21 protein-coding genes are annotated in these 26,636 nt (G+C 66.4%); 17 read left to right on the top strand and 4 right to left on the bottom strand.

Annotated elements, in window-relative coordinates:
* Position 1 precedes the first annotated feature (1 nt).
* The 14 genes from F1643_RS02145 (at position 2) to F1643_RS24300 (ending at position 15,477) form a co-directional block, all read left to right on the top strand.
* Positions 2–946, top strand: coding sequence for a transketolase family protein (locus tag F1643_RS02145; RefSeq protein WP_194910282.1), 945 nt, complete (start codon positions 2–4; stop codon positions 944–946).
* Between the two features lie 42 nt (positions 947–988).
* Positions 989–2,104 (top strand): DegT/DnrJ/EryC1/StrS aminotransferase family protein, encoded by a 1,116-nt coding sequence (locus F1643_RS02150; RefSeq protein WP_194910283.1) that lies wholly within the window; start codon positions 989–991, stop codon positions 2,102–2,104.
* A 12-nt stretch (positions 2,105–2,116) separates the two neighbouring features.
* Positions 2,117–3,223 (top strand): DegT/DnrJ/EryC1/StrS aminotransferase family protein, encoded by a 1,107-nt coding sequence (locus tag F1643_RS02155; protein WP_194910285.1) that lies wholly within the window; start codon positions 2,117–2,119, stop codon positions 3,221–3,223.
* Entirely contained in the window at positions 3,220–4,029 is an 810-nt protein-coding gene (locus F1643_RS02160; protein ID WP_194910292.1) for a sporadic carbohydrate cluster 2OG-Fe(II) oxygenase, read from the top strand. Before F1643_RS02155 ends, F1643_RS02160 begins: the two co-directional genes overlap by 4 nt.
* Positions 4,022–4,441 (top strand): LIC12192 family sporadic carbohydrate cluster protein, encoded by a 420-nt coding sequence (locus F1643_RS02165; protein WP_194910294.1) that lies wholly within the window; start codon positions 4,022–4,024, stop codon positions 4,439–4,441. Before F1643_RS02160 ends, F1643_RS02165 begins: the two co-directional genes overlap by 8 nt.
* 64 nt (positions 4,442–4,505) lie before the next feature.
* Positions 4,506–4,814: a hypothetical protein gene (locus tag F1643_RS02170; protein WP_194910295.1), complete on the top strand. Its 309-nt coding sequence runs from the start codon at positions 4,506–4,508 to the stop codon at positions 4,812–4,814.
* Between the two features lie 96 nt (positions 4,815–4,910).
* Entirely contained in the window at positions 4,911–5,258 is a 348-nt protein-coding gene (locus tag F1643_RS02175; RefSeq protein ID WP_194910297.1) for a hypothetical protein, read from the top strand.
* 4 nt (positions 5,259–5,262) lie between these two features.
* Positions 5,263–6,645, top strand: a complete 1,383-nt coding sequence (locus F1643_RS02180; RefSeq protein WP_194910299.1) for a hypothetical protein — start codon at positions 5,263–5,265, stop codon at positions 6,643–6,645.
* A gap of 77 nt (positions 6,646–6,722) precedes the next feature.
* Positions 6,723–7,388 carry a class I SAM-dependent methyltransferase gene (locus tag F1643_RS02185; protein ID WP_194910301.1) on the top strand — a complete coding sequence of 222 codons (666 nt, stop codon included), beginning with the start codon at positions 6,723–6,725 and terminating at the stop codon, positions 7,386–7,388.
* A 344-nt stretch (positions 7,389–7,732) separates the two neighbouring features.
* Positions 7,733–10,483: a TIGR04372 family glycosyltransferase gene (locus tag F1643_RS02190; protein WP_194910303.1), complete on the top strand. Its 2,751-nt coding sequence runs from the start codon at positions 7,733–7,735 to the stop codon at positions 10,481–10,483.
* 69 nt (positions 10,484–10,552) lie between these two features.
* On the top strand, positions 10,553–12,142 hold the full coding sequence (locus F1643_RS02195; RefSeq protein WP_370540437.1) for a PfkB family carbohydrate kinase: 1,590 nt from the start codon (positions 10,553–10,555) through the stop codon (positions 12,140–12,142).
* A 24-nt stretch (positions 12,143–12,166) separates the two neighbouring features.
* The gene (locus F1643_RS02200; protein WP_194910305.1) at positions 12,167–13,168 is read left to right on the top strand and encodes an NAD(P)-dependent oxidoreductase; all 1,002 of its coding nucleotides are present in this window, start codon (positions 12,167–12,169) and stop codon (positions 13,166–13,168) included.
* 21 nt (positions 13,169–13,189) lie between these two features.
* The gene (locus tag F1643_RS02205; protein WP_194910307.1) at positions 13,190–14,131 is read left to right on the top strand and encodes a sugar nucleotide-binding protein; all 942 of its coding nucleotides are present in this window, start codon (positions 13,190–13,192) and stop codon (positions 14,129–14,131) included.
* Between the two features lie 32 nt (positions 14,132–14,163).
* Complete coding sequence (locus tag F1643_RS24300) at positions 14,164–15,477, top strand: glycosyltransferase family 4 protein (RefSeq protein ID WP_194910309.1); 1,314 nt, start codon at positions 14,164–14,166, stop codon at positions 15,475–15,477.
* A 25-nt stretch (positions 15,478–15,502) separates the two neighbouring features.
* Here the strand turns inward: F1643_RS24300 and F1643_RS02215 are convergent, their stop codons facing one another.
* The 4 genes from F1643_RS02215 to F1643_RS02230 all read right to left on the bottom strand — a co-directional run bounded on the left by F1643_RS02215 (position 15,503) and on the right by F1643_RS02230 (position 23,151).
* On the bottom strand, positions 15,503–18,739 hold the full coding sequence (locus F1643_RS02215; protein WP_194910311.1) for a tetratricopeptide repeat protein: 3,237 nt from the start codon (positions 18,737–18,739) through the stop codon (positions 15,503–15,505).
* 149 nt (positions 18,740–18,888) lie between these two features.
* Positions 18,889–20,673 (bottom strand): tetratricopeptide repeat protein, encoded by a 1,785-nt coding sequence (locus F1643_RS02220; RefSeq protein WP_194910313.1) that lies wholly within the window; start codon positions 20,671–20,673, stop codon positions 18,889–18,891.
* A 16-nt stretch (positions 20,674–20,689) separates the two neighbouring features.
* Entirely contained in the window at positions 20,690–21,754 is a 1,065-nt protein-coding gene (locus F1643_RS02225; RefSeq protein ID WP_194910320.1) for a radical SAM protein, read from the bottom strand.
* A gap of 131 nt (positions 21,755–21,885) precedes the next feature.
* Positions 21,886–23,151, bottom strand: a complete 1,266-nt coding sequence (locus F1643_RS02230) for a class I SAM-dependent methyltransferase (protein WP_194910321.1) — start codon at positions 23,149–23,151, stop codon at positions 21,886–21,888.
* 184 nt (positions 23,152–23,335) lie between these two features.
* On the opposite strand from F1643_RS02230, the gene F1643_RS02235 reads away from it, so the two are divergent.
* From F1643_RS02235 to F1643_RS02245, 3 genes are all read left to right on the top strand, one after another.
* On the top strand, positions 23,336–24,421 hold the full coding sequence (locus F1643_RS02235) for a hypothetical protein (RefSeq protein ID WP_194910322.1): 1,086 nt from the start codon (positions 23,336–23,338) through the stop codon (positions 24,419–24,421).
* An 87-nt stretch (positions 24,422–24,508) separates the two neighbouring features.
* On the top strand, positions 24,509–26,332 hold the full coding sequence (locus tag F1643_RS02240) for an AMP-binding protein (protein WP_194910330.1): 1,824 nt from the start codon (positions 24,509–24,511) through the stop codon (positions 26,330–26,332).
* Positions 26,333–26,386: 54 nt separating this feature from the next.
* Positions 26,387–26,632: an acyl carrier protein gene (locus tag F1643_RS02245; protein WP_206692257.1), complete on the top strand. Its 246-nt coding sequence runs from the start codon at positions 26,387–26,389 to the stop codon at positions 26,630–26,632.
* Positions 26,633–26,636: the final 4 nt, after the last annotated feature.

A 26,636-nucleotide genomic window follows, 5' to 3' on the forward strand; every position in this document is an offset into this window, starting at 1 on the left:
GATGCGCGCCACCTGTCTCAACATGGTCCACGCCCTGGCCAAGCGCGACCCGCGGGTGCTCTACATCGGTTCCGATCCGGGCGCCGGCACCCTGAACGCCATGAAGGCCGAGTTCCCCGAGCGCTTCTTCATCGAAGGCATCTCGGAAGCCAACGTCATCGGCATGGCCGCCGGTCTGGCGATGGAGGGCTACGTGCCCTACGTCAACACCATCGCCACCTTCCTGACCCGGCGCTGCTACGACCAGATCGCCATCGATCTGTGCCTACACAAGCTTCCGGTACGCCTCGCCGCCAACGGCGGCGGCGTCGTCTACGCCCCGCTTGGACCGACCCACCAGGCGATCGAGGACATCGCCATCATGCGGGCCCTGCCCGACATGACGGTGGTGGCCGTCAGCGACGCGGAGGAGATGAAGCGCTTCATGGACCAGTCGCTGGACTGGCCGGGGCCGATCTACATCCGGTTCGGCAAGGGCAACGACCCGGTGGTGTCCCGCCCGGAGAACGGCTTCTCCATCGGCAAGGCGATCCTGATGCGCGAGCCGGGCGACGTGCTGATCGTCTCGACCGGCGTGATGACGAGCCGCGCGCTCGCCGCCGCCGAGGCGCTGGACGGGGACGGCATCGGCTGCGGCGTGCTGCACATGCACACGGTCAAGCCGCTCGACGCCGAGGCGCTGGTGCGTCTGGCGCGCGAGGTGCGGCTGGTCGTCACGGTGGAGGAGCACACCCGCATCGGCGGGCTGGGCAGCGCCGTGCTGGAAGCGTTGAGCGACGTTCCCGGGCTGCGCATGCCGACGGTGGCGCGGCTCGGCATTCCCGACGTCTTCTCGCACAAGTACGGCTCGCAGGACGACCTGCTGCGGCTCTACGGCCTGGATGCCGGCTCGATCGCCGGCACCGTGCGCGCAACGCTGGCGGCGGAACGCGGCGCCGTCCTCTGACCATCCCATTCTTTCAATTCCTTTGAGACGCAGGCGGTTCCGATGACGTTCAAGGTCCGGTATTCCTACCTTCCCCAGCAGTTCGACGATCAGGCCATCTCCGAAATCCTGGAGGAGCTGCGCCTCTTCGTTCCCACGGGCGATTTCACGCTGGGCAAGCCGGTGGCCGAGTTCGAGCGGCGCTTCGCCGAGCTGATGGGCGTCAAGCATGCCATCGGCGTGGGGTCCGGCACCGACGCGCTGAAGCTGCCGCTGAAGGCGCTGGGCATCGGCCATGGCGACGAGGTGATCACGACCGCCAACACCTTCATCGCCACCGTCGGCGCCATCAACGAGATCGGCGCCCGGCCGGTGTTCGTCGACTGCGACGACAGCTTCTGCATGGACGTCGACCAAGTCGAGGCGGCGATCACCCCGCGCACCAAGGCGATCATGCCGGTCCAGTTCACCGGCTACATGACCGACATGCGCAAGCTGATGCCGATCGCCGAGAAGCACGGCCTGCCGGTGGTCGAGGACGCCTGCCAGGGCATTCTCGCCGACATCGAGGGCAAGCGGTCGGGGACCTGGGGCATCGCCGGCGGCTTCTCGCTGCACCCGCTGAAGAACCTCAACGTCTGGGCCGACGGCGGCGTCGTCGTCACCAACGACGACGCGATGAACGAAAAGCTGCGGCTGCTGCGCAACCACGGCCTCAAGAACCGCGACGAGGTCGCCATCCTCGGCTACAACAGCCGGCTGGACAGCGTGCAGGCGGTGGTCGGCAACTGGCTGATCGGCCAGACCCACGACATCGCGGACAAGCGCATCGCCAACGCCGAATATTACGACCGCGGCCTGGGCGAGATCCCGCAGATCCGCATCCCGCCGCGCCCCGCCGACTGCAAGCGCGTCTACCACCTCTACATCGTCTTCGCCGAGGACCGCGACGCCCTGCTGCAATACTGCCTGGATGCCGGGATCGAGGCCAAGGTCCACTACCCGATCCCGCTGTACCAGCAGGAAGGGCTGAAGCATCTGGGCTACAAGGCCGGAGATTTCCCGGTCACCGACCGCCATGCCCGCGAGATCATCACCTTCCCCGCCGACCAGCATCTGACCCGCGAGCAGCAGGACTACGTGATCGACACCGTCCGCCGCTTCTACGCCACCCGCTGAGGAGTCCGGTCCTTGCGCGAGATCCCCTACGTCAACTTCGCCGCCCAGTTCGCCGAGGAGCGCGAGGAGCTGCTCTCGCGCATCGAAGCGGTGTTCTCCCGCGGCGACTTCGTCGGCGGCCCCGCCGTCGACCGGCTGGAGGAGGAGCTGGCCGCCTACCACGGCGTGCCGGCGGACCGTGTGGTGGCGCTCAACTCCGGTACCGACGCCCTGATCCTCGGCATGAAGGCGCTGGGGATCGGGCCGGGCGACGAGGTGATCACCCCGCCCAACTCCTTCGTCGCCTCGGCCGCGACCATCGCGGCAATCGGCGCGACGCCGGTCTTCGCCGACGTGCTGGACGACCAGACCATCGATCCGGACGCCGTCGCCGCCGCCATCACCCCGCGCACCAAGGCGATCATGCCGGTCCACCTGACCGGCCGCATCGCCGAGATGGCGCCGCTGCAGAGCCTGGCCGAACGCCACAGGCTGGCCATCGTCGAGGACGCGGCCCAGTCGATCGGCTCCTGGTATCATGGGCGGATCAGCGGCACCTTCGGCGACATCGGCTGCTTCTCGCTGCATCCGCTGAAGAACCTGAACGCGGCGGGCGACGCCGGTTTCCTGATCGCCCGCGATGCGGAGGTGGCGCGGCGCGTCCGGCTGTGGCGCAGCCACGGGCTGGTCGACCGCAACACCGTCACCGAATTCGGCACGGTGTCGCGCCTGGACGGCCTGCAGGCCGAAATCCTGCGGTTCCGCCTGACCCGGCTGCCGTCGGTTTTGGAACGGCGGCGGCACAACGCCGCCCGCTACCGCGAGCTGCTGGCCGGCCTGCCGGTCTTCATCCCGGCCGAGCGGCCGGACACCGTCGACACCTACCATACCTTCGTCATCCAGCTCGACCGGCGTGACGAACTGCGCGACTTCCTGGCGTCGCGCGGGGTGATGACGGCCATCCATTATCCGGTGCCGCTGCATCTCCAGCCGGCGGCGGCCGGGCTGGGCAAAGGACCCGGGTCCTTCCCCCGGACCGAACGGCAGGCGGCCCGCATCGTCACCCTGCCGGTCAACCAGTTCCTCAGCGACGAGGATCTGGTCTACGTCGTCGAACAGATGGCCGAGTTCTACCGATGAGCGGTCTGTCCTTCCTGACCCCGGACGAGCAGGCGGTCAACGACTCCTATCTGGAGCGCGGCCATGCCATCCGCCCGGTCAGCGACCGGGCGGCGCTGGACCGCATCCGCGACCGGGTCGCCACCCTGGCGGCGGAGCATCTGGGGCTGGCCGCACCGGAGGATCCGGGCCGGTTCCTGAACCACATCCACGAGCGGGTGACGCCGGCGACGCTGAACGCGATCCGGCTTCACGTCATCCGCGGCATCAATGCCGAGCCCTGGTTCCGTCCCGCCTATTTCAGGCTGGCGCGGACGACGCTGGAGACGGTGGTCGGCAACGAGCTGTGCATGCAGCGCCGGATCAACCTGTCGATCCAGCTTCCCGACGACGACGGGTCGCTGCTGCCGGTCCATGCCGACACCTGGTCGGGCGACAGCCCGTTCGAGGTCGTCGTGTGGCTGCCGCTGGTCGACGTCTACGGCACCAAGACCATGTATCTCGCCCCGCCCGACATCGACGCGCCGGTGCAGGCCCGCATGGCGGAGATGACCAGCGCCGATGCGGTGTTCCGCAGCATCGAGCCGGCAGTGCAGTGGCTGTCGCTGTCCTATGGCGAGGTCCTGGTCTTCAACCAGAACCTGATGCACGGCAACGTCGTGAACCACGAGCCGGAAACCCGCTGGAGTATGAACTGCCGCTTCAAGAGCGTGATGTCGCCGTTCGCCGACAAGAAGCTGGGCGAGTTCTTCGAGCCGATCACGCTGCGCGCGGCGACCCGCGTCGGCATGGAATACACGCTTCCGGGGGGATTCTCCGATGAGTGAGGTGCAGGGGGCGGAAGCACAGGGCTACCGCGGCTATATCGGCAGCCGTCCGCTGTTCGGCAACCGCGCGGCGCAGCATGTGCAGAACATCGTGCTGCGCGACTATGCGCAGCGCCGCGGGCTGCGCTACCTGCTGAGCGCGGTCGAATACACCATGCCCGGCTGCTACCTGATCCTGGAGGATGTCCTGAACGAGCTGCCGCAACTCGACGGGGCGCTGTTCTACAGCGTCTTCCAGCTGCCGCAGGCCCGCGAGCGCCGGCTGGCGGTGCTGGAGCGGGTGCTCGGCCTGGGGAAGGAACTGCATTTCGCTCTGGAGGAGATGGTGCTGAGCAGCCCCGCCGACATCAGGGCGATCGAGGATCTGTGGCTGGTGCAGCAATTCCATGCCCGACAGGCACTCGGCGGCTAAGGCTTCCAAACGGCAGTGGTGGAATTGCGATAAATGGGCTGCAACAGCACACGAGACGTTTTTCATGACTGAAGCTCCTGCCGAGCATGTTTTGCTCATCGGGCTTCCCAAGAGCGCCAACGTCTTCATCAGAAATACCTTGATGGAAACTCTTGGGCTTCAGTCTGCAACCTTTGTGATTCCCGGAGTCCGACAGATCGTCAACCCGATGGCGCTCTTCAACTTCGTGGAGGGGCCTCCGGCTGTCGGTGGGCAGCATATGGCGCCGGACGATTACAATCTCGATCTGCTCGATGGTGCAGGCCTGCATCGGATCGTGCTGTTGGTCCGGGACCCTCGCGATGCGTTGGTATCGTGGTGGCATCACCTCTAGCGTCCCGACATCGCCGCCGCGCGTTGGGTTCATGCAGACCAGGAGGCTACCGGTGCGGTAACCTCTGCGTATCGGGGGCTGGACCGGGTGGGGCAGATGGATGAACTGATCGAGAACCTGTTTCCCAAACGTCAGGCATGGCTGTCCGGCTGGAACCGTATCCAGCGTTCCGATTCACGTTTCGAGGTGCATCTGGTCCGCTATGAGGATTTCCGCGCTCAGCCGGAGGCCACCCTGTCCGCAATTCTGACGTTTCTCGGTCATGACCGTTCCATCGTCCTGCCGACGATCGAACGGCCTGCCGGTGGCGGAATCGACCCCAAGACCCATTTCCGGCGCGGAGAAAGCGGCTCCCATCGGGACGAACTGCTTGCAAGACAGGTGGAGCGATTGAGGTCGTTGGCCGACCGCGATCTCTTCTCCGCCTTCGGCTGGACGCTTTGACGCCATGACGGCGCTTCACACGCAGCCTGCCATTCCGCCTGCCCGTCCGCCGCTCGACACCCGTCTGCAGGTGCTGTGCGTGGGCACCGGCCGGGACGGCACCATGTCGGTCAGCCGGATGGTGCAGGCGCTGTTCGATGCGGAAGGGCAGGGTCGGCAGTGCTTCCATGAATATGGTGCCCGCACTCTCTACCAAGCCTACTGCTCCTGGCGGGAAACCGGGGAGGAGCGGTATCTCGACGAGATCGACGCGCTGATCCGCGATTGCCCGTACGATGCCATCGTCGGCAACGGCTATGCCCCGATCCTGCATCTGCTCGAAGGGCGCCTGCCATCGTCGGTGCGGATCATCCACCTGCGTCGTCGGTCGAAGCCGGATTGTGTGGCCAGCCTGGTCAAGGACGCGCAGCTCTTCCCGCAAGCCTACCGCTACTACACCAGCGATTCCGCGGAGCATTCCAAGCGGATCGCCGCCTTCCACTATGGCGAGGCGACACGCGCGCAATGGGATGCGGCGCCTTTGGAAGCCAGGTTCGACTGGTACTATCGCAAGACGCATGCGCTGATCGATGCGGCGAAAGGCCGTTTCGCCGCATCGCTCGACCTCGCCACCGAGGATTTGGATCGGCTTGAGAGCCGGCAGGCTCTGGCCGGCTTCATCGTCGGCGGGTCGGCCGCCGCCCCGCCGCCGGTCCGCGTCAACGGCCACGTCCATCTCGCCACCGATCAGGTTGCCGAAGAACACCGGTTGCGGGTGCAATGGCTGTTCGGCCATCTCAACATCCATGATGTGCTGGCTGACGACGCACATCTGGTGCGCTATGCGATCGACCGCTACGTGACCTGGACCGGTTATCAGGTGACTGGCCAGATTGGGCAGATCAGCCCGGCCGACATCCGGTCGCCCCAGGAAATTCTGACGCATCTGCGATCGGTGCGGCGGGCGTTGCACGACTGTGACGCCATGTTGTCGGCCTGGGAGCGGGAACTGGGCGCCACCGAGCCGTTGTCGGGAATGGATGCGGGGCTGGTCGAGTGCACGGGCATCGCCGATCCCCACAACCAGGGTTTCCGGGTGTCGGCCCAAGGAAGCAGGACCCTTTACACTCTGTCCGCCGACAGCGATGCCTTCGCGCTGAGCCAATATGATGGCAGCCAATGGCGCCATGCGCTGCGGGTCGAACGGGACCGCTCCGTCACCGTCGGCGGGGGCCCGGTGTTCGATGACCAGGGTATCGCCACGCTGCGCTCCTTCCAGGTCGCGGCTCTGCCCGCTCCGAACCCGGCCGGTCGGCTGATCCACGTGTCGGATGGCGGTGATGGACGACGGCTGGCGGTGTCCGACGGCGATTGCTGGCGCTGGACCGACGGAACGCAGGTCGCTTGATGTCCGTCCCCGCGTCCCGCCCGACATCGCCGGCCACCCTCACGCCTCCTGATCGATTCCCCAAGCAAGGTGATTCAATGGCCCGCATCGATTTCATCCAGGCTCTGCATTCCACCACCAAACGCAATTATGTCCAGCGGGTGGTCGATCACGACAAGGCGGAATGCGCCGCCATCGCGCGCCAGTTCGGCCGTGATTATTGGGATGGCGAGCGCCAGTACGGCTATGGCGGCTACCGTTACGACGGACGCTGGCGCCCCATCGCCGAGGCGATGGCGAAGCATTACGGCCTGAAGGCCGGCGACCGCATCCTCGATGTCGGTTGCGGCAAGGGGTACCTGCTGTACGAGTTCACCCAGGTCGTGCCAGGGGTGGAGGTCGTCGGTCTCGACATTTCCCAGTATGGCATCGACCATGCGAAGGAGGAGGTGAATCCCTTCCTTCACCAGGGAACGGCGGCGAGCCTGCCCTTTGCCGATGGCAGTTTCGACTTCGTCGTCTCCCTGGGCACGCTGCATAACCTGGAAATCCAGGAGCTCTTCTCCGCAGTGCGTGAGATCGAGCGCGTCGGGAAAGGCACGCAGAAATACATAATGGTCGAGAGCTATCGCAACGAACGGGAGAAGGCGAACCTGCTTTATTGGCAGCTGACCTGCCAGAGCTTCCATTCCGAGCAGGGCTGGGCCTGGATCTACGGCGAAGCCGGCTATCGAGGCGACCACGGTTTCATTTTCTTCGAGTGACCGCACTCCCCAGACAGGAAAGCCCTCGCTGCTGATAACAGCTCGCAGCTGTAAAAGACCGTTGGCAAACCGTAGGTGGCACGCTAAAAAGGGTAGGCATTTTGTTATAAGTTGAGAGAGTATGGGGAAAGAGAGACGGCGGTCGTTCTGTTACAGGATGGAAATATATTTTTGATCTGTAACGGTGGAGGGCTGTCAGCGGCAGGTGCTTCCCTTTCATCCACTTTGACTTCTGTTTGTGCGCTGGTGTCGGAACTCCTTCCTGATCGGATTTGGTGCCGGCAATAGGTCCGAGGGGTACGAAATTGCCGATCGTTACGACAACCAAGGCAAAGATCCGTCCTTTGCGCGAAACAGTCGAGGTCACCGGGACGGCCCGTTCCGAAGGACGGTCCATCGGGCTGTTCCAGGGTGCGGTGGATGTCTCGGACGTCGAGCAGCTGCGCCGTCTCGAAGACTTTGCTTTCCAGGTCGACATGGTGGTTGTCGCCGTACCCGTGCGTTCGGGGGCGGGGGCTCCGCAGCCCGACGACATCGCCAATGCGGAGATCGCCGCCGGCCTGGAGTCCGTCGATCTCGTCGCGCTTTATCCCGCCGGCCATGAGGAGACGGTGCGGGGCCTGATCGCTCCGTCGGCGCTTCTGTCCGGTCTGTTGCCGTCTCCGGCCAACCAGACTGCCATTTGTCCGGCCGAGCAGTTGCCTGCTGCCGGCACGCCCCCCCGTCCGGGAGAGATGGAGTTGCCCGATTTCCGCATGGCCCTGTCCCTGCGCCAGAAAGGCGAGCCGGCACGGGCCGTCACGCATCTGCACAAGGCGCGGACCCAACAACCCGCCAGCATCGCCATCCTGCACGAGCTGGGGATCTGCCAGCGTCTGACCGGCGATGTCCAGGGCAGCATCCCGACCTTTCTGGAGGCGCTGCGTCTCGCCTCCCGCAACGAGACGCTCCACCATCTTCTCGGCCTGTCCTGGCGCGATTGCGGACAGCTGGAGCAGGCCGTCCAATCCTTCCGCGCGGCCATCGCGATCCGGGACGACGTCGCCGAGTTCCACTACGATCTTGGAGTGGCGCTGCGGGGGACGGGACAGCTGGCGGCGGCGGCGAACAGCTTCCGGCGCGCCGCGGAGCTGAAGGGCGGCGATGCCCAAAGCCTGCATCAGGCGGCCCTGGCCCAGTTCGAGGCCGGGCTGCTGGAGCCCGCGGTCGATACTCTGCGCGCAGCCATCCACCAGCACCCGGCCAACGAAACCTTCCATCATCTGCTCGGCCTGTGCCTGCGCCAGCTCGGACGGCTGATCGAGGCCGCCGCCGCCTTGCAGTGCGCCATCGACATCAACCCGAACGTCGAACTGTTCTTCCACGACATCGCCATAGCGTTGCGTGATCTCAACGATCACAACGGCGTCATCGCTATGATGGAGAACATCATCCGCCTCAACCCCGGCGACCCCAACGCCTATATGCAACTGGCCGACGCCTGGCAGCAGAAGGGCGAGCATTACCAGGCGCTGCGGTGGTTGAGGCGTTTCCTGCGCGAACAGAACCCCGACCTGCTTGCCGTCTGGCTGGCACTCGGCCATTGCCTGCGCGAGATGGGGCGCCTGGACGAGGCGATGCGGATCTACCGCCATGTGTCGGAAATGGCGGAGCGCAGGCCGGAGCTTGCCACCAACTGCCCCGGTGTTCTCGCCGCCGCCTGCGAATATCGCGGCGATCCGGTCGGCGCCGCCCATTGGGCCGAAGCGGAGCGGATGCTGTGGGAGGACGATGCCATCGAGGCCCGGCGCAACGGGCAGCCGATGCAGCGGGTCATCTCGTTCGGCAAGCTGAACGGCAGCATCGGCGACCTCGCCATGCGCTTCGACCTCTATGTCAAGGCGGCCAAGCTGGGCCTGACGGACGGGCATGACGCGGTCGTGCTGGCTCCACCCGAGCATCCCTTCGTCAATCCCGCCTTCATCGACCATTGGCGGCCCTATCTGCGTTTCGAACATGATCCGGCGACGGTGGCGCGGCTGCGTCATGCGCCCTGGGGCCTGCAGGAGCAGCTTCAGGAGTTCCGCCTGCGTGGCGACCGTTACCGGTTCTTCCCCTCGGTCTATGCGCGGGTCACCCAGCTGTGGGACGGCCAGAACCGCCCGCCGCTGCTGAGTGTCGGTGAGGCGGACCGGGCCCGCGGCTGGCAGGCTCTGACCCGGCTGGGGATGAAGGAGGGGGACTGGTTCGTCTGCCTGCATGTCCGGGACGGCGGCTATTACCGGGAATCGGAGACCGGCTGCAATTCGCTGAGCCTGCACCGCTCCGCGCCCATCGAAACCTACCTCCCGGCCATCGACCACATCATCGACCGCGGCGGCTGGGTGATCCGTCTGGGCGACCGTTCGGCCCAGAAGCTCGACTATAAGCGCCAGGGTTTCATCGATTACGCCTGGTCGGACGAGCGGTCGGACTGGATGGACATTTTCCTGATGGGAAGCTGTCGTTTCCTGATTGGCACCAATTCGGGACCGATGTGCGTCGCCGCCGCCTTCGGCACGCCCTGCGCGATCAGCAACTACATCCCGTTCTCCATCGCCGCTCCAGGGCCGAACAACCTGTTCACGCCCAAGATGCTCTATTCGCGCAAGCTTGGGCGTTACCTGACCTTCAACGAGATGCTGGCGCCGCCCTTCCGTGACGCCAACCGCCATCATCTCTACCGGCTGTTCGAACGCAAGCTGGGCGTGCGGCTGGAGGCGAACGGGGCCGAGGACATCCTGAACATGACCCGCGACATGTTCACCTGGCTGGAGAAGGGGGAGGCCGCAAGAGGGATGGCGGCGGACCCGCGCCACCGCCGGCTGGCCGAGCTGTGCGGTCAGAACGACTGCCATTACGTCGCCAAGCTGCCGCAGAGCTTCCTGGATCGCTTCACCGATGCCGGCTGTCTGGACGAGCGGGACTTGGCCGAGGAATTCTTCGACCGCTGGCAGCACGCCTTCCCGCGGGTGGAGGCGCCGGCAGACCTTCACTTCGTCCATGCCCCGCCCACCAATTACCCGCCGATCTACGATCGGCTCAATGGCAGACAACTCGCTGGAATGCAGGGATAACCTGCTCCCGGCGGAAGGGACACCGCCGGAAGAGGGCGAGCAGGGAAAGGCAGAAGGAGTTATCGAGCTGTGTTAGAGGACGAGATTCTGGAGAGAGGGGCTCCTGCCGCTCAGCCGGAACTGGCGGTGCGATCCGCCCGCGACAAGATCCGCAGCCTGGAGGAACTCGCCGCCATCGCCGGAGCAGCCCAGGACGGGGGGAGGACGGTGGCGCTGTGCCATGGCGTCTTCGATCTCGTCCATCTCGGCCATGTCCGCCATATCGAGCAGGCACGCAGCCATGGCGACCTGCTGATCGTGACGATCACCGCCGATGCCTTCGTCAACAAGGGGCCGGGACGCCCGATCTTCCCGGAACGCATGCGGGCCGAGATGCTGGCGGCGATGGAATGCGTCGACTATGTCGGCATCAACCACGCCTCCTCGGCCGAGACCGTGCTCGCCGCCGTCCGTCCCAACGTCTACGTCAAAGGCGCCGATTACGAGAATCCGGAAGAGGACGTCACTGGCAAGATCACGTCCGAGCGTGATTGCGTGGAGCGGCTGGGCGGCCGCATCGTCTTCACCCACGACATCACCTTCAGTTCTTCGTCGCTGATCAACCGCTATCTCGACGTCTATGACCCGCCGGTGCGCGACTTCCTCGACCGCCTGCGCGACAATGGCGGCCTGAACTCGCTGCTGGATCTGATCGAGCGGATCGCCGGCTTTCGCGTGCTGGTCATCGGCGACACCATCATCGACGAGTACCAGTATGTGAACACGCTGGGGAAGTCGGCGAAGGAAAACATCATCGCCACCCAGTTCAAGGACCGGGAGGTCTTCATCGGCGGCGTCTGCGCCACCGCCAACCATCTGGCCGGCTTCTGCCGCGAGGTGGAGGTGATCTCGACCATCGGCGGGCACGACAGCTTCGAGGAAGAGATCCGCGCCCACCTGAAGGACAACGTCACCGCATATCTGGTCCCGGTGCCCGGCCGTCCGACCACCCGCAAGAGCCGCTTCGTCGACCCCGGCTATATCCGCAAGCTCTTCGAAGTCTATTTCATGGACGATTCTCCGCTGCCGCCGGATGTGCGGGATAGGGTCGACCGGACGATCGCCGAAAAGGCGGCGGGCTTCGATCTGGTCATCGTCAACGACTTCGGGCATGGGCTGATCGCCCGTTCCACCATCGAGGCGATCAGCCGGAACGCCCGCTTCGTCGCGGTGAATGTCCAGGCCAATGCCGGCAATTTCGGCTTCAATCTGGTCACCAAATATCCGAAGGCCGATTATGTCTGCATCGACGCCCCCGAGGCGCGGCTTGCGGTCGGCGAGAAGTTCGAGGATATCAACCACGTCATCAGCGAGATGCTGCCGGAGCGCATCGACTGCGACCGCTTCGTCGTCACCCACGGCAAGCACGGCAGCTACGCCTATGCCCGTGAGCAGGGCGTGGTGATGGTTCCGGCCTTCACCAAGACGGTGGTGGACACGGTGGGCGCCGGCGATGCCTTCTTCGCTATCACCGCCCCGCTGGTGGCGGCGGGCGGCGACATGCTGCAGGTTGCCACCATCGGCAACGCCGTCGGCGCGATCAAGGTCGGGATCGTCGGACACCGCACGTCGGTGGACAAGGTTCCGGTCATCAAGTACCTCACCGCATTGATGAAGTAAGCGGCCCGTAAAGGATCATTGGGAATGACGCAGAAGACTTGGAACGTGATGGTCACGGGCGGCGCCGGCTATGTCGGCAGTGCGCTGGTCCCCAAGCTGCTCGACGCCGGCCACACGGTCACGGTGCTCGACCTCTATCTCTATGGCGAGGACGTGCTGGACGGCGTGCGCGGCAATCCGAAGCTGCGCGAGGTCAAGGGCGACCTGCGCGATCCCGCCGTGGTCGCCGATGCGCTGAAGGGCTGCGACGCCGTCATCCATCTCGCCTGCATCTCCAACGATCCGTCCTTCGAACTGGACCCCGACCTTGGCCGTTCGATCAACCTGGACGCCTTCCGTCCGCTGGTGAAGGCGTCCAAGGCGGCCGGCGTCAAGCGTTTCATCTACGCCTCCTCCTCCAGCGTCTACGGCATCAAGGAGGGCGTGGAGGTCACCGAGGATCTGCCGCTCGAACCGCTCACCGACTATTCGCGCTTCAAGGCCCAGTGCGAGGAGATCCTGGAGGAGGAGCGCGAGCCCGGCTTCGTCACCCTCACCATCCGGCCGGCGACCGTCTGCGGCTATGCCCCGCGCCAGCGTCTGGACGTCATCGTCAACATCCTGACCAACAACGCCGTGAACACCGGCAAGGTGAAGGTGTTCGGCGGCGACCAGCTGCGCCCGAACATCCACATCGACGACATCTGCGACGTCTATCTGCTGGCCCTGCAGAAGGCCGACGAGGAGATCGACGGCCAGATCTACAATGCCGGCGAGAAGAACCATTCGGTGCGCGATCTGGCGACCATCGTCCGTTCCGTCGTCGGTCCGCATGTGGAAATGGAGACGGTTCCGACCGACGATCCGCGCTCCTACCATGTCTCGTCGGAGAAGATCCTGAAGGAGCTGGGCTTCGCCCCCAAGCGCACGATCGAGGACGCCGTGCGCGACCTCGTGGAGGCCTTCAAGGGCGGCAAGCTGCCGAACTCCATGGAGGATCCCCGTTACGTCAACATCAAGCTGATGCAGAAGGTGAAGCTCAGCTGACCGGTCGGGAAGGCAAGGCCCGTGTCCCCTGAAACCTCTTCCGCTCCCCGCTGGCTTGTCGTCAGCGGAGACGGCGCCATCGGCTCGGCCCTTGCGGATCATCTGGCAGCCAGGCGGGCCGGGTCCGGCGAACCTGTTTTGGTGACCAGCCGCAGGCCGGACTCCGGACCGGCGCCTGGACGGCCGGGGGTCGAAAGGCTGCGCCTCGACCTCGCCGAACCGGAGGCTTTCTGGCCGGTGCTGCCGGAGGGGCCGGGGGTGGCCTTCATCTGTGCCGCCGCCGCCCGCCATGAACAGTGCAAGCGTGATCCGGCCGGAAGCCGCGTCGTCAATGTGGAGGGGACGCTGGCGCTGGTCCGCCGCCTGCGTGCCGGCGGCATGAGGGTGGTCTGGCTGTCGACCAACCAGGTCTTCGACGGCAGCGTTCCCCACCAGCGGGCCGAAGCTCCCCCATCGCCGCGCAGCACCTACGGTCTCCAGAAGGCGGAGACCGAGCGCGCCCTGCTGGCGATGGGAGAAGGAATCTGCATCCTGCGCCTCAGCAAGGTCGTCACCCCGGGAATGCCGCTGGTCGAAGGCTGGCTGGCCGCCTTCCGCGAGGGGCGCAGCGTCAGGCCCTTCCATGACATGGCGATCGCCCCGGTGGCGGTCGATACCGTCGTCGAAACGATGGTCCGCGCCGGGGAAAGGGGATTTTCCGGGATCCTGCAGCTCACCGGCCCGGATGACATGGGCTATGACGAGGCGGCGCGGCTGCTGGCCGAGGCCGTGGGGGCGCCGGCCGGGCTGGTCGAACCGGTCAGCTGGCGCGATGCCGCCGTGGATCTGGAATGGGTGCCGCAGCACACCACACTGGACCTGACCCGGCTGGTCGATGAGATGAGAATCCGACCGGAGGACGGCCGGACGACCTTGCTGCGTGTCTGCCTCGGCCGGTCGCCGGCGGAGCGACGGGACAAGTGAGCGGAGCGACGGGACGGGATAAGGGAAGTGCGGTGCGAAACATCTATGTTCCCTGGACCGTCAAGGGATACCCCAACGGCGCCCATCCGCTGCTCAGCCCGCTGACGGAGCCGCTGCCCGATCCGCTGCCCGGTCGGGACAGGGCGCTGACGTTCCTTGGCCCGCAGTCCGGCCGCAGCCTGGACGAGGCACGGACCGTCGCCGCCGCCTTCGTCCGGACGGCCCGTGCCACCGCCGCGCGCTTCCGCGGACATCCGGTGGTGCGCAGGGAGGACGTCGTCGATTTCGTGCGCACCCGCAACGCCGCGCTGCATCTTGGGCAGCCGCCGCGGACGGACCTGACCTTCCACCACACGGTTCCCTGGAGCATCGGCACCACCCCCTGGGTGCTGCATCTGGAGATGCCGACGCTGGCCTTCCTGCCCTACCTGTCGCATGGGAAGCCGCCGGACCGGCCGCTGCGCAGCATGCCGGTCTATTGGCTGGTGCGCGACCTGCTGGAATCGCCGGCCTGTCGGGCGATCTTCACCCATCTGCACGGCACCGCCGGCGAAATGGGCAGCCTGTTCGACAGCACCGCCATCGCCGCCAAGACACACCATGTTCCGCCGGGCCCCGGCCTGACCGCTGCCGACGAACTCCGGCTCGCCGCCGGACGGAAGGCCCGGCGCGGTTCGCCGCAGGTTACCATCCTGTTCACCAACTCCTGGCACCAGCAGGAGGAAAGCTTCTTCCTGCGCGGCGGTGCGGAACTGGTCGAGGCCTTCTTCTCGCTGAAGGAGGACTGTCCCGACCTGCGCCTCGTCCTGCGCTCGGCCCTGCCGGCCAGCCTGGGGACCGATACCATCGCCCGGCTGCGCGCCGATCCGGCCGTGCGCGTGATCGACCGGCCGGTGAGCGATGAGGAACTGATAGGACTTTATGCGGAGGCCGACATCTTCGCCCTTCCGGCGGCCGGCCTCCATTGCCTGTCGGTCTTGCGGGCCTTTCATGCCGGGGCGGTGTGCGTCACCTCCGATGCGCCCGGCTATGAGGAACTCGTTGCGGACGGTGTCACCGGCATCGTCCTTCCCGGCCGGCGTTCGACGATCTACGGCACCGATCCGGAAAGCGGCTGGCGCTGGGACGACTACCGCCCGATGTTCCGCCGCGATCCGGTGATGGTCGGGCGGCTGCGCCAGGCGCTGCACGACCTCTGCCGCGATCCGGACCGCCGGTGGGCGATCGCCGACCGGGCGCTTGCCGTTGCCCGGACGCGCTTCACCATGGACGGCTGGCGGCAGGGCGCCATGGAGGTGCTGCGCACCGCCCTGGATTGCGGCTCCGGCGGCAGCCCCTCCTCCTGACCATCCTGCCTCCCGACCGTGCCGCTCATGCCGCCGGTGCGGCTCCTTGGGTGACGTCGGCGCGGGACAGCAGGACACCCCCCTGGCCGTTGCCCGTGTAGAGGTGCGTCCCCTCTTCATTGACCAGGGCGAGGTTGAAGACGATCCGCTTGTCGTCGATCGGCATCGCCGCCCAGATGCGCACCCAGCCGGCCGGTCCGGGAATGACGCCGGTCTGCGCCACGTCACCGGTGGTGCGGAGTACCGCTCCCGCCGACAGATCGAAGAAAGCGACACCGTAGCGGGAGGTGGCTCCGTCCTGAATCTCCAGCCTCAGGGCGTTGCGTCCCTGCGGCTTGGCCCAGAAGGCGAGGGTATGGAGCCGTTTCGGCAGGGCATCGCCCAGATCGAAGTGAATCCGGTGCTGCGCGTGATCGGCATCCTCGGTCAGCAGGGCGCAGCTTTCCTGTCCCAGGGGGCCGGGAAGGGCGACACGACGGGCGGCAACCTGCTCGATCACGCCGACGCCGGCGGCGATGCCGTCATCGGCGCTCCAGACGACCGTACCGTCGGGGCGCTCCTCGCCACCGATGACGACCCCATCCGGCAATCCCTGCGTCAGGGCGAGATTGGCCATCAGAATGCCGCTGCCGCCGTCGCCTTGATAGACATGGGTGCCTTCGGGATTGACCAGGGCGAAGTTGAAGACGGCACGCGCGCGATCGAAGGGCATTGCGGCCCAGACATGGAACCAGCCGTCGGCGCCGGGCGTGATGCGGGCGTCCAGGATGTCGCCGCGGCTGTCGCGCAGCGTCCCGGTCAACAGGTCGAAGACGGCGACGCCGTATTTGACGGCATCGCCGTCGCGCATTTCCAGCATCACGGCGCCGCGTCCCTGCGGCTTGACCCGGCTTTCGACGGTGTGGACCCGCTCCGGCAGGATGCCTTCCAGGATGAACTCGATCCGATGGTTGCCGAAATGGCCGTCCTCCGCCATCAGGGAGGTTTCGGCCTCTCCCCGCGGGCCGGGGCCGGGCACGCGCTCCAGGGAGACCCGGTCGACTTGCCCCTCGCCGGATTTGGCCAGGACATCGACCGACCAGACGACGGTGCCGTCCGGACGTTCGGCCTCCCCATGTCCCTCGTCGATGGCGGCGGTCCGCAGCCAGGCGAGATCGCCCCTCACGATCGTGCGCCGCATCAGCGGGTTGCGCAGCACCTCCTCGAACTCGTGGTAGCGGGGGTGGGTCAGCATGTGAACGGCCCGTTCCTCGTATTCCTGCGAGGTGAAGGCGCCCATGTTCATCAGCCGCTCGAACAGCAGGGCGTCGGCGCCCAGATCGATGCCCATCTGCACGAAGGCCGGCATCTCATGGAAGTTGTCGAGCTGGTAGGTGTAGGACAGCAGAAGGGCCTGGATCGTTCCCTGCTTGCGCAGCCGCGACAGGAAGGCCAGGTTGTTCCAGGTTTCCTCGTAATAGGCGCCGCGCCGCAGTTTTTCGAAGGTTTCCTTGGTGGTGCCGTCCAGCGAGACCCGGACATATTCGGTCTTGTTGTGGATGCCCGGGAACCTGTTCCACTCATCTTCCGAAAAGCGGGTGCCGTTGCTGATGATCCGCACCTTCAGGTCCGGACAGGTCTCGTCGCTGATGTAATCCAGGACGCGGCGTGCCGGCGCACTGGCGAACACCTCGCCGGCCGGGTTGATCATGATGGAGTCGGCGCGGTCCAGAAGCGGCAGGATGGTCTGTTCCACCACTTCGATCAGCGCCTTCTGCCGGTCCTTGGAAGCCGCATAGACCGACGTCCGGCAGGATGGGCAGGACAGGTTGCAGGTCTCGTCGATGCCGAACAGGATGTCGCGGGTGCGGGTGACGGTCACGTCGCCGGTGTCGATGGCATGCCGTAGTTCGGGATCCTTGAGATCCACCTTCTTGGGCAGGGCGTTGTTGCACATCGTCTGGCAGTTCAGATGATCGCAGTACTTGAAACTGCCATCCATCATGCTGCGGCGGATGTCCTGGACCACGGGAGAGTTGAGCACCGCCTCCGCCCCGCTGCGCAGGTCGCCGATCACCGTCGGCAGCCAATGGGAGCAGCAGACCTGGACCGGCAGGTTGCCGTGCGACCCGTGCATCATGTCGAAGCGGGTGAAGGGATGCTCGCAGAAGCGCTCCTTCAGATAGCTGTCGTCATCCTTGCAGACGAACTTGCGCAGATGCGGCGGGATCGGTTCGCCCCGGGCGACGAGTTCGACGCAGTGCTTGACCGTGCGCAGGTGGAAGGTGCGGCCACCCGAGGTCCAGCCGATCAGACCCATCACATGGTCGATCAGGCCCATGACCCGGTCCGGCGTGCCGGTGGCGGCGCAATGGCGGGCGAGCGCCATCGTGATCCCTTCCGCCACCGCCAGGACGCGGTTCATGGTCCCGCTGGCCATCAGCGAATGCAGCCGCGTACAGGCGTTGGCGAGTTGGAACAGCGCCTGGACGCGGGATTCGATCGTGCCGACCGCTTCGCCGCCGAGGATGAGGGTCAGGCGGTGGTCGGCGGCCTCGTGCCGCGGACGGCCGAGAAAGGCGTCGCTGACATCGACCACCGACAGGGTCGAGGTGGGGCTGGCCTCGTACAGCCAGGTGAAGAACAGCAGGGCGGCCTCGTAGGGATCGATGCGGATGCCGCGGTCCAGCGCACGCAGGAGGGAGGCTTCGGCATGGAGGCTCCGGCTCTCGAGATCCGCGGCCGGTCCTTCGAAATCGTCGTGCATCACCTGTCGCGGGGTCAGCGCGCCATCGGCCGAGGAGATGTGGACGGGCAGGACCTGCGAGACGTTGATGAAGCCGCTGATGTAGTCGCGGGTATAGCCCAGCAATTCGTGCCGATAGCCGAGATCGGAGTTCTGCTGCTCGTCGTGGGCGATCCTGGTCTTGGCCTGGCTCAAAGCCGCCTGGGCCTGCACCAGGCGGCGGTCGATGCGCTGCATCTTGGCCCGCAGCAGTTCGGACAGCAACTGCCAGCCTTCGAAATCCCCTTCCGTCAGGGCCGCCGCCCGTTCCGCGTGCGACAGGGCCGCGTCGACCTCGCCCTGCTCCTTCAGCACCCAGGCCAGCCCCAGATGGGCGGTCGCATCGTCTGGGTTCGCGTCGACCGCCTCGTGCAGCAGCTTGCGGGCCTGCGCCATGTCACTGCTGGCGATGGCGGCGAGGCTGTCGTGCCTGATGAACGTGTGCCTTGCCCAGCCGGGAAGCCGATCGGTCACGGTTGTGGTGTCGGAGACGAGCATTGGGCACCTTCGATGCGGCGGCAATTCTGAATGGAATATATCTTTTTAGACGGAACCCAGGCAATGAAACCCGGTCACCCCATCAAGGTTCAGGCTTGAAATCCGATAGCTTCCTCAAACCTGGGAGAGTGATCGGAGTCGGCAGTGCATCAGGCGTGGGCAAGTTTGCGCGAGGCATCGCGCGGGGACTTATGTGGCTTGGCAGGCGGAAGTTGGCTTTGAAGCGCGTCCAGTGGCAGGGCGATCCAACTCGGACGTCCCATTCGGTCGCATCGGCGGTCCAGCGCGACGAGCACCGATCGGCACAGGGCTAGACTGGGGTTCCCGGCCGTTCCGGCCCGCGCGGGGCAGGCCGACGGAAGCAGCCGTTCGACTAACTGCAGGAGCATCACCACCCGCTCCCGAAGCGGGAAGGTGGCATCCTCGACGGAGAGTTCGATATGGGTGACGTCCTGCCGGGAGTCCCCGGGACCGCTTTGTTCCGGGCCGGCTTGCGGTGCTTCATCCCGTTCGCGGCTGGCCGGGAAGGGGCCGAGGATCCGCACATGGCAGGTGTCGTCCGTGCGCAGCCAGCTTTCGAAGTGCGAGGCCGCCTTCCCGACATCGTCCCGCAACGCGGCGGCGAAAGCCTGCAGCAGCGGCGCAGCCCCCTGCCATGCCGGATCATCCTGCAACTGGGCGGCGGCGGCGGTGAGGTGACCGGCCAGAACCGTGCCGTCGATGTCGCGCGTGCCGTCGCTCTCCGCATCGGTGCGGGAGCGGGTGATCAGGTCGAAGCAGCAGACAGCCAGCACCCCTCCGACCGTGCGGCGGACGACCCGGGCATCGTTGTGGCGCCAAGGTGCGCCGCTCCCCTCCGTCTCGCCGCCCGTCGCCATGGCGTCGAGATAGGTCGCCTCCATGAAGTGATGCAGCCCGTCTCCGGCCGGATCGAGCCGGACCGTGGTGGCGAAGCACTCCGCCGCCTCCGCATGGTCGCCGCGACGGCCCAGGCACAATCCCAACGCATGATGCGCAGCCCGGTCCTCCGGCGCCAGCCGGACGGCATGGCGGGCCCGCGACACCGCCTCATCCAGACGCCCGGCACTGCGCAGGGCGTTGGCGAGATCGATATGGAAGGTTGCGACCTCCGGCCGCAGGAGCGTGGCCCGCTCCAGGCAGGACAGGGCATCCTCGAACATCCCGTCGGCCATCAGTGCGAGTCCCCGCAGATGATGGAGGCTTTCGTTGGCGGGCACGAGGGCAAGTCCGGAGCATGCCGACACGGCGGTCAGAGCCGGCCGTCCTGCGTGGAAGGCGATACGCGCCAGATCCTGGTGAAAGGCCGGCTCCAGCGGCAACAGGCGCAGAGCTGCTCCCATATGCTGCACCGCCTCCCCGAATTCGCCCCGTTCGACCGCCTGAAAGGCGCGGCGGTGCAGTGCTGCCGCTTCGGCGTGGACCTGCGGTGACGGGGTTGGCGGGCTTGGCGCCTTCCGGGGCAAGCTGGCGGATGCTTCCGGTTGTGGTGCGGTATTCGGAACCGCCAGGTCGATGCCGAAGATTCGCGCCTTGCTTCCTCCGAACAGGCGGGACGCCACCGTAGACCAGTTGCCGGCAACGGCATCCGTCGTGACGACGAAGTCGACGGCCTGCAAGGCGGCAACCCGGACGGCACGGTCGTCGTGTCCGCCGGCAAAGCCGTCGGGATTCCTGTCGGTCCGGATCAGGGCCACCGCCACCGCGCCATGACGGACGGCGATTTCGTCCAGGGTCCGCATATGGTCGATGCTAAGGGTATCGAAGGCGCCGAAGCAGACGGCCGGCATCCGGTCGCCGCCCTGCGGTCCGCCCTGGAGTTCATCGAAGGCGCTGAGCACATCGGGAATGTCGCTGATCTTGTCCGAGGCGCGGCGGCGTGACACCCGGCGCGGCATACCCAACCCGTTGGCCATCGCACATTCCCTTCCATCAGACGAAAACGGCGTGATCCTGATCGACGGACAGCAGGTCGTGGAGGATCAGGTTCTTGGCATGCTGGACGCAATTGTGCTGGCACAGCTGCGACGGGTCGTGCGACCGGAGCCGGTCGCGGTTCTCGTCGGACAGCCAGAAATCCTTGAAGCGGCGGTCGGAGATCGACCCCAGAAGGCCGTCGGCGTTATAGGCCTTGTCCTGGCAGGTATAGACGTTGCCGTCGGCGCCGATCACCGTCAGGAACTGCAGGAACGGACAGGACGTGTACTCCTTGTCGAAGCGGTCCGACAGCTCGTGATAGTGGTTGACGATGTGGAAGCTGCCGTCCTCCAGTTCGCGGGCACGGGCGATCTGGTCGGCGACCGTCGACAGGATCGGACGGTGGTAGTCGTTGTTCTCCCGCCCGGAATTGGACACGACGACGCCGGCCAGCTTGACGTGGTTGACGCCCACATCCTTCAGCATGCCGCAGACATCGAGGATATGTTCGCAATTCTCCTTGCCGACGATGAAGCTGACGCCCAGCACGCAGGAGGAGCCGCGCTGCTGAAAGGCCCGCATCTGGTCGAGCAGGCGCGTAAAGGCGCCTTCCGGTGCGCCGCGGCTGCGGCTGTAGCTGGCGTCGTCCCAGGCGTCGATCGAAATCCGGATCCAGGTGCCGTGGCTGGCGAAGGCGTCGGCCATCCGCCCCTTCAGGTTGGCGCCGTTGGATAGGCAGCCGATCCGCACCCCGCCGCCGGCCAGCCGCTCGATCACCTCGGGCAGGGGCTTGTACAGCAGGGGTTCGCCGCCGCCGGTGAAGGTGACCGCCTTCACCCCCATGTCGACGATGTCCTCGACGATCTCGAACATCTTGGCGGTCGGAATGGCGCTGTTCAGGTCCATGTCCTCGCCGAGCTGAAGATTGTCGGCCCGGTAGGCGCAGTACCAGCATTTGTGATTGCAGCGGTTGATCGGCTTTATGCGGATGTGCACCGGTGCGACCACCCGCCCATCGCGCAGGGCCTGCAGGCGGTCTCCATAGCGCAGGAACTTGAGGTTGCTGTAAATCTGCGCCATTTGACGTCCTGGGGCTGTACCGTTTCGGCCGGCCTACGCCGTAGGATGATGTATGCGGATCGGCCGGGTATATCCTAATACATCGGGATGCGGGACGCTCGCAAGTTGAGGTTCCCGATGCCTGCCGCCTTCTACCGAGACAACATGTCGCGCACCGCTGCCAGTTCACCGTGAATGTCACGCGGCGACAGGATGGAGGCGAAGGCCAGCCGTGCAGGATCGCCGCTCCGTGCGACAAGTCCCATGGCCCGCAGCGCCCGCTTCACCTTCACCTCGTTCTCGTTGCTGACCGCCAGCAGGACCAGGAAACCGCCCCGCTCCGCCCCCCGCTTCGCCAGTTCCGCCAGCACGGCGCGCCCGCGGATCTGCAAATCCGTACCCGGAAGATAGCCGCCCGCCACCTGCGGCCGGTCGTCGATCACTTGGTCGATGAGGTCTCCGATGCCCAGCCCGTCGACGACGGTGCAGCCGCGATGCCCGGCGCCATACAGGACGATGGTCCATCCGTTCGCCCGGGCGCGCCCCAGCGTGTCGTGCATCAGCGCCCGGTATTCGGCCACCCGGCCGGCAAAGGCCCGCGCCTCCGCCAGGAAACGGGCGGGGGAGGGCCAGACATGGGCGGGATCGCGGCCGCGGCCGGTGCGCCGGCCGACCACCAGATAGGTTCCGCCGCCGCGGTTGTAGATCCGTTCGGCCACCACCTCGTAGCCCTGGCGCTCCAGCAGGGCCTGGATGGTCTCCGGCACGAAGTAATTGACATGCTCCTCCCACAGCACCGACAGGTCGCCCATGGCGACCGGTTCGCGCACCGCGGGGATCTCGAAGAACACGAAGCCCCGCTCCTCGATGACCTGCTCGATCGCGTCGAAGAACCCGTCGAGGTCGGCGATGTGCTCCAGAAGCTGGCGCGCGACCACCGTCTCGAAGCGACCATGCTCCCCGGCGATCCGCCGCGCCGCCGGGCCGTCGAACAGGCAGGGATGGACGGTGAAGCCAGCCGCCGCCGCCGCCGCCGAAGCTTGCCGGCTGGGCTCCACCCCCACCACCAGCTCGACCCCGGCACGGGTCAGCGCATCGAGGAAGCGCCCGTCGTTGCAGGCGATCTCCAGAACGGAGCGGGCGTCGGTGAAGTTCAGGACGGTCGATATCTCGTCGGGAACATTGTCCTGGATCTGGTGGGTGGTGGTCAGCACGTCGGTTTCGACATACAGCACCTCCGGCGGCAGCGGATCGGCGAGTTGCAGCAATCCGCAAACCGGGCACAGCAGGGTCGCCATCGGGTAGCGGGGCTCGGAGTCCCGGCCCGGCGCGGTGCGGATGCGGGTGAGCGGCATCGCGCCGGGATCGATCGCCGTCTCCAGCGCCGCGGAACCGCACATGCTGCACGTCTTCGCCATGGCTCGTCCTGTCATGATACGGTGCCGCGGCCGAAGGGGCCGGCCGGCAGGAGGAAGGGCTCCCGCGGGCGGGGGAGCGTCATCGCTTGTGCCGCGGGATGCGGCAACCCTAATATCCCAAACCTTCCACCCGGAGCAACCCGCGACCGGGAAACGGCCGAACCGGAACGCAGTCAGGGTAGCGATGCGGATCTATGTTTCCACCGTGGTGTGGGGCGGGGCTTACGTCCGCTTTTTTCTCGACCACGCCCTCCCCAGCCTTCTCGCCCCCGGCAATCTGCCGGCCCTGGCGGCGCGGCATCGGGTCGTCCTGCTGATCTACACCGACCGCAGCGGCCATGCGTCGATCAACGAGCGCCTGTACCGGCATTACGCCGACATCGCGCCGCTCGCCGTCGATTACGTGCTGATGGACGCCGGCGAGATCGCCACCGCCCACAAATACGACGTGATGTCGGCCTGCCATCGCCATCTCGTCGCGATGGCCCATGCGCGCGACGCCGGGATCGCCTTCGTCATGCCCGACAGCATCTACGCCGACGGCAGCTTCCGCTCGCTGCTGCCGGGGATCGCGGAGGGGCGGCGGGCGATCCTGATGCAGGGAATCTCGGCGGCCCGCGACGGTGTCCTGCCGGCGCTCGCCGCCTCGCCGCGGGCGTCCCGGCGTGGCGGCGTCCTGTCGATCCCGCCCCGCCCGCTGATGCGCCTGGCGCTGGACCATCTCCATCCGGTGACCGAAAGCCAATTCGTCGACGCCCCGAACTTCACCGCCCATCCGTCCTTCCTGCGCTGGAGACTGGGGGCTGACGGCTGCCTGACCCATTGCTGGCACCTCTTCCCGCTGTTCGTCCATCCGGTCCGCCGGGCCGACGGCTTCCTGACCACCATCGACGGCGACTTCGTCGGTCATGCCGTGCCCTGCCCCGACGACCGGATGGTGATCGGCGACAGCGACGATTTCCTGATGGTGGAGGTTTCCGACAGCGGCAAGCGGGACTTCATCGCCGACCGGCCGGCCGATCCGCAGCGCGTCGCCCGCTGGGCACGGGCGAATGCCGACACCTACCACCGCCATTCCGTGCGCATGCCCATGGTCTTCCATGACGGTGCCGACCCGCGGCTGCTGCAGGCGGTGCGGCAACAGGCCGCAACCTATGTCGAGGACATCCTGTCGCGTCTGCAGGCTATGGACGGCGTGAACCGGCAGCATTCCGATCTCCCGCACAAAGCCGCCCCGGTGGGTGTCCCGCCGATTTCATTCTCGCCTTGAGCGAAGTAAATCCGTATTAAGATCGGCGTTCTCGCGCCCTCATATGCGCGTTCTCCGACCATCAGAACCTGTTCCCACATCCGCAGCATGAACGCATGGCCTCCGGTTGATGATCGACGCACCCTCAACGACTGGCTGGCCGGGAACTGGCCGGCCGGCAATGGGGGTGACGATGCCGTCGGAGGCGGACTGCCGGCCTTCACCTTCGTCGAGGCCGATGGCACGGTCGACAGCCTGACGCGCGCCGCTCTCTTCACGCGCGCATCGGCCTTCGGTGATGCCTTCCGCGCGGCTGGACTGCCGCGGCAGGGCGTGCTGTTCGTCCTGCTTCCCTCCGGTCCCGACCAGATCGCCGCCTTCCTGGGCGCGATGATGGCGGGACTGGTGCCTGCCATTCTCGCCCCGCTGACGGACAAGCAGAATCCCGACCATCACCGGGCGACCCTGAGGGAACTGTTCCGGCAGGTGGGTCCCGCGGCGGTCGTGGTCGCCGGGGCGACGCACGGCCAGCTTCCCGATACCCCCTGCCCGGTCGTCCGGGCGGAGACGGTGTGCGGTTCCTTCGGAGGCGATCGAGCCAATTCCGATCAGGTCGATCCTGATGCCTTCTGGCCTGCGGCCCGGCCGGAGGAAACCGCCTTCCTGCAGTTCAGCTCCGGCACCACGGGGATGCGCAAGGGCACGCTGATCCGCCACGACATGGTGGTGGCGCAGCTGACGGCCTTCCAGGCGGCGCTCAGGCTCGACGGCAGGCGCCACACCATTGCCAGTTGGCTTCCGCTCTATCACGACATGGGGTTGCTCGCGACCTTCGTCCTGCCGCTTGCGCTGGGCGTGCCGGTGGTGTGCATGGACCCGATGGTGTGGGTGCGCTCTCCCTGGCTTTTGTTCGACATGATCGAGCGCCATCGGGCCACACATTGCTGGATGCCGAACTTCGCCTTCCTCCACCTGTGCCAGACGGTGCCGCCCGAACGTTCCTGGGATCTTGGCAGCATGGAGGCCTTCGTCAGCTGCTCCGAGCCGTGCAAGCCCGTCGCCTTTGACCGCTTCGTCGAGCGGTTCGGCACCATGGGGATCGGCCCTCATATGCTGGCGACGAGCTATGCCATGGCCGAGGCGGTGTTCGCCGTGACGCAATCCGCTCCCGGCGTCCCCGTGCGGCGGCTGACGGTGGACCGTCATGCCCTGCGGACGGCGGGTGTGGCCATCGAAGTGCCGGCCGGGACGTCAGCTCCCCAGGCGGATCCCCAGGCGGATCCCCAGGCGGATCCCCAGGCGGATCCCCAGGTGGAACCGGAAAACCTTCTGTCCTGCGGGACGGCGCTGCCGGGCTTCTCCATCCGCATCGTCGATTCCGCGAGCGGAGAAATCCGTCCCGACGGTGCGGTCGGGGAGATCCATCTTGCCGGCCCCTGCCTGTTCGCCGGCTATCTCGGCAATCTTCAGGCGACCGCCGCGGCACTGCCGGACGGCTGGTTCGCCACCGGCGACCTGGGTTTCCTGCATGACGGGCACCTCTACGTCACCGGCCGCTGCAAGGACGTCATCATCGTCAACGGCCGCAACCACCATGCCTTCGACATCGAGATGGCGGTATCGGCGGTTCCCGGACTGCGGCCCGGCCGGGCGGTGGCCCTGCCCGAGCATAATCCCGAGGTCGGCAGCGAGCAGGTCCTGATCCTGGCCGAGACGGATCTGCCCGAGGAGGAGCATCGCGCTTTGCGGCGGCGGGTCCGGCAGGCGGCATCGGATGCGTTGGGACTGACGGCGGTCCGGGTCGATTTCGTACCGTCGCAATGGCTGATCAAGACCAGCAGCGGGAAGATGTCGCGCAGCGAGAACGCCGCGCGCTATCGTGCCCGGCAGGAAGGCACCTGCGGAAGATCTCCCGCCGCGGCAACGTCGTGAAAAAGACGGGCTGCGCATAGTCAACGGAGCATGGCGGAAATGGAAAAAGCGGATTTGGCCACGGACGTCATGGCGCGGCTGCAGGAGGTTTTCCGGCGGGCCTTCTTCGACGATGGGCTGGAGGTGGCCGAAACGGACACCGCCGCCGATGTGGACGGCTGGGATTCCCTGTCGCATGTCCGCCTCCTGCTGTCCATCGAACGGCAGTTCGGCATTCGCATCGCGCCGGGCGAGGCCGACCGGCTGGCCGATGTCGGCGAACTCGCCCGTCTGATCGCCTCCAAACTGCAAGCAGCCTAACGGC

Source organism: Azospirillum sp. INR13 (assembly GCF_015390205.1).
In the GTDB taxonomy this organism is placed as follows: domain Bacteria; phylum Pseudomonadota; class Alphaproteobacteria; order Azospirillales; family Azospirillaceae; genus Azospirillum.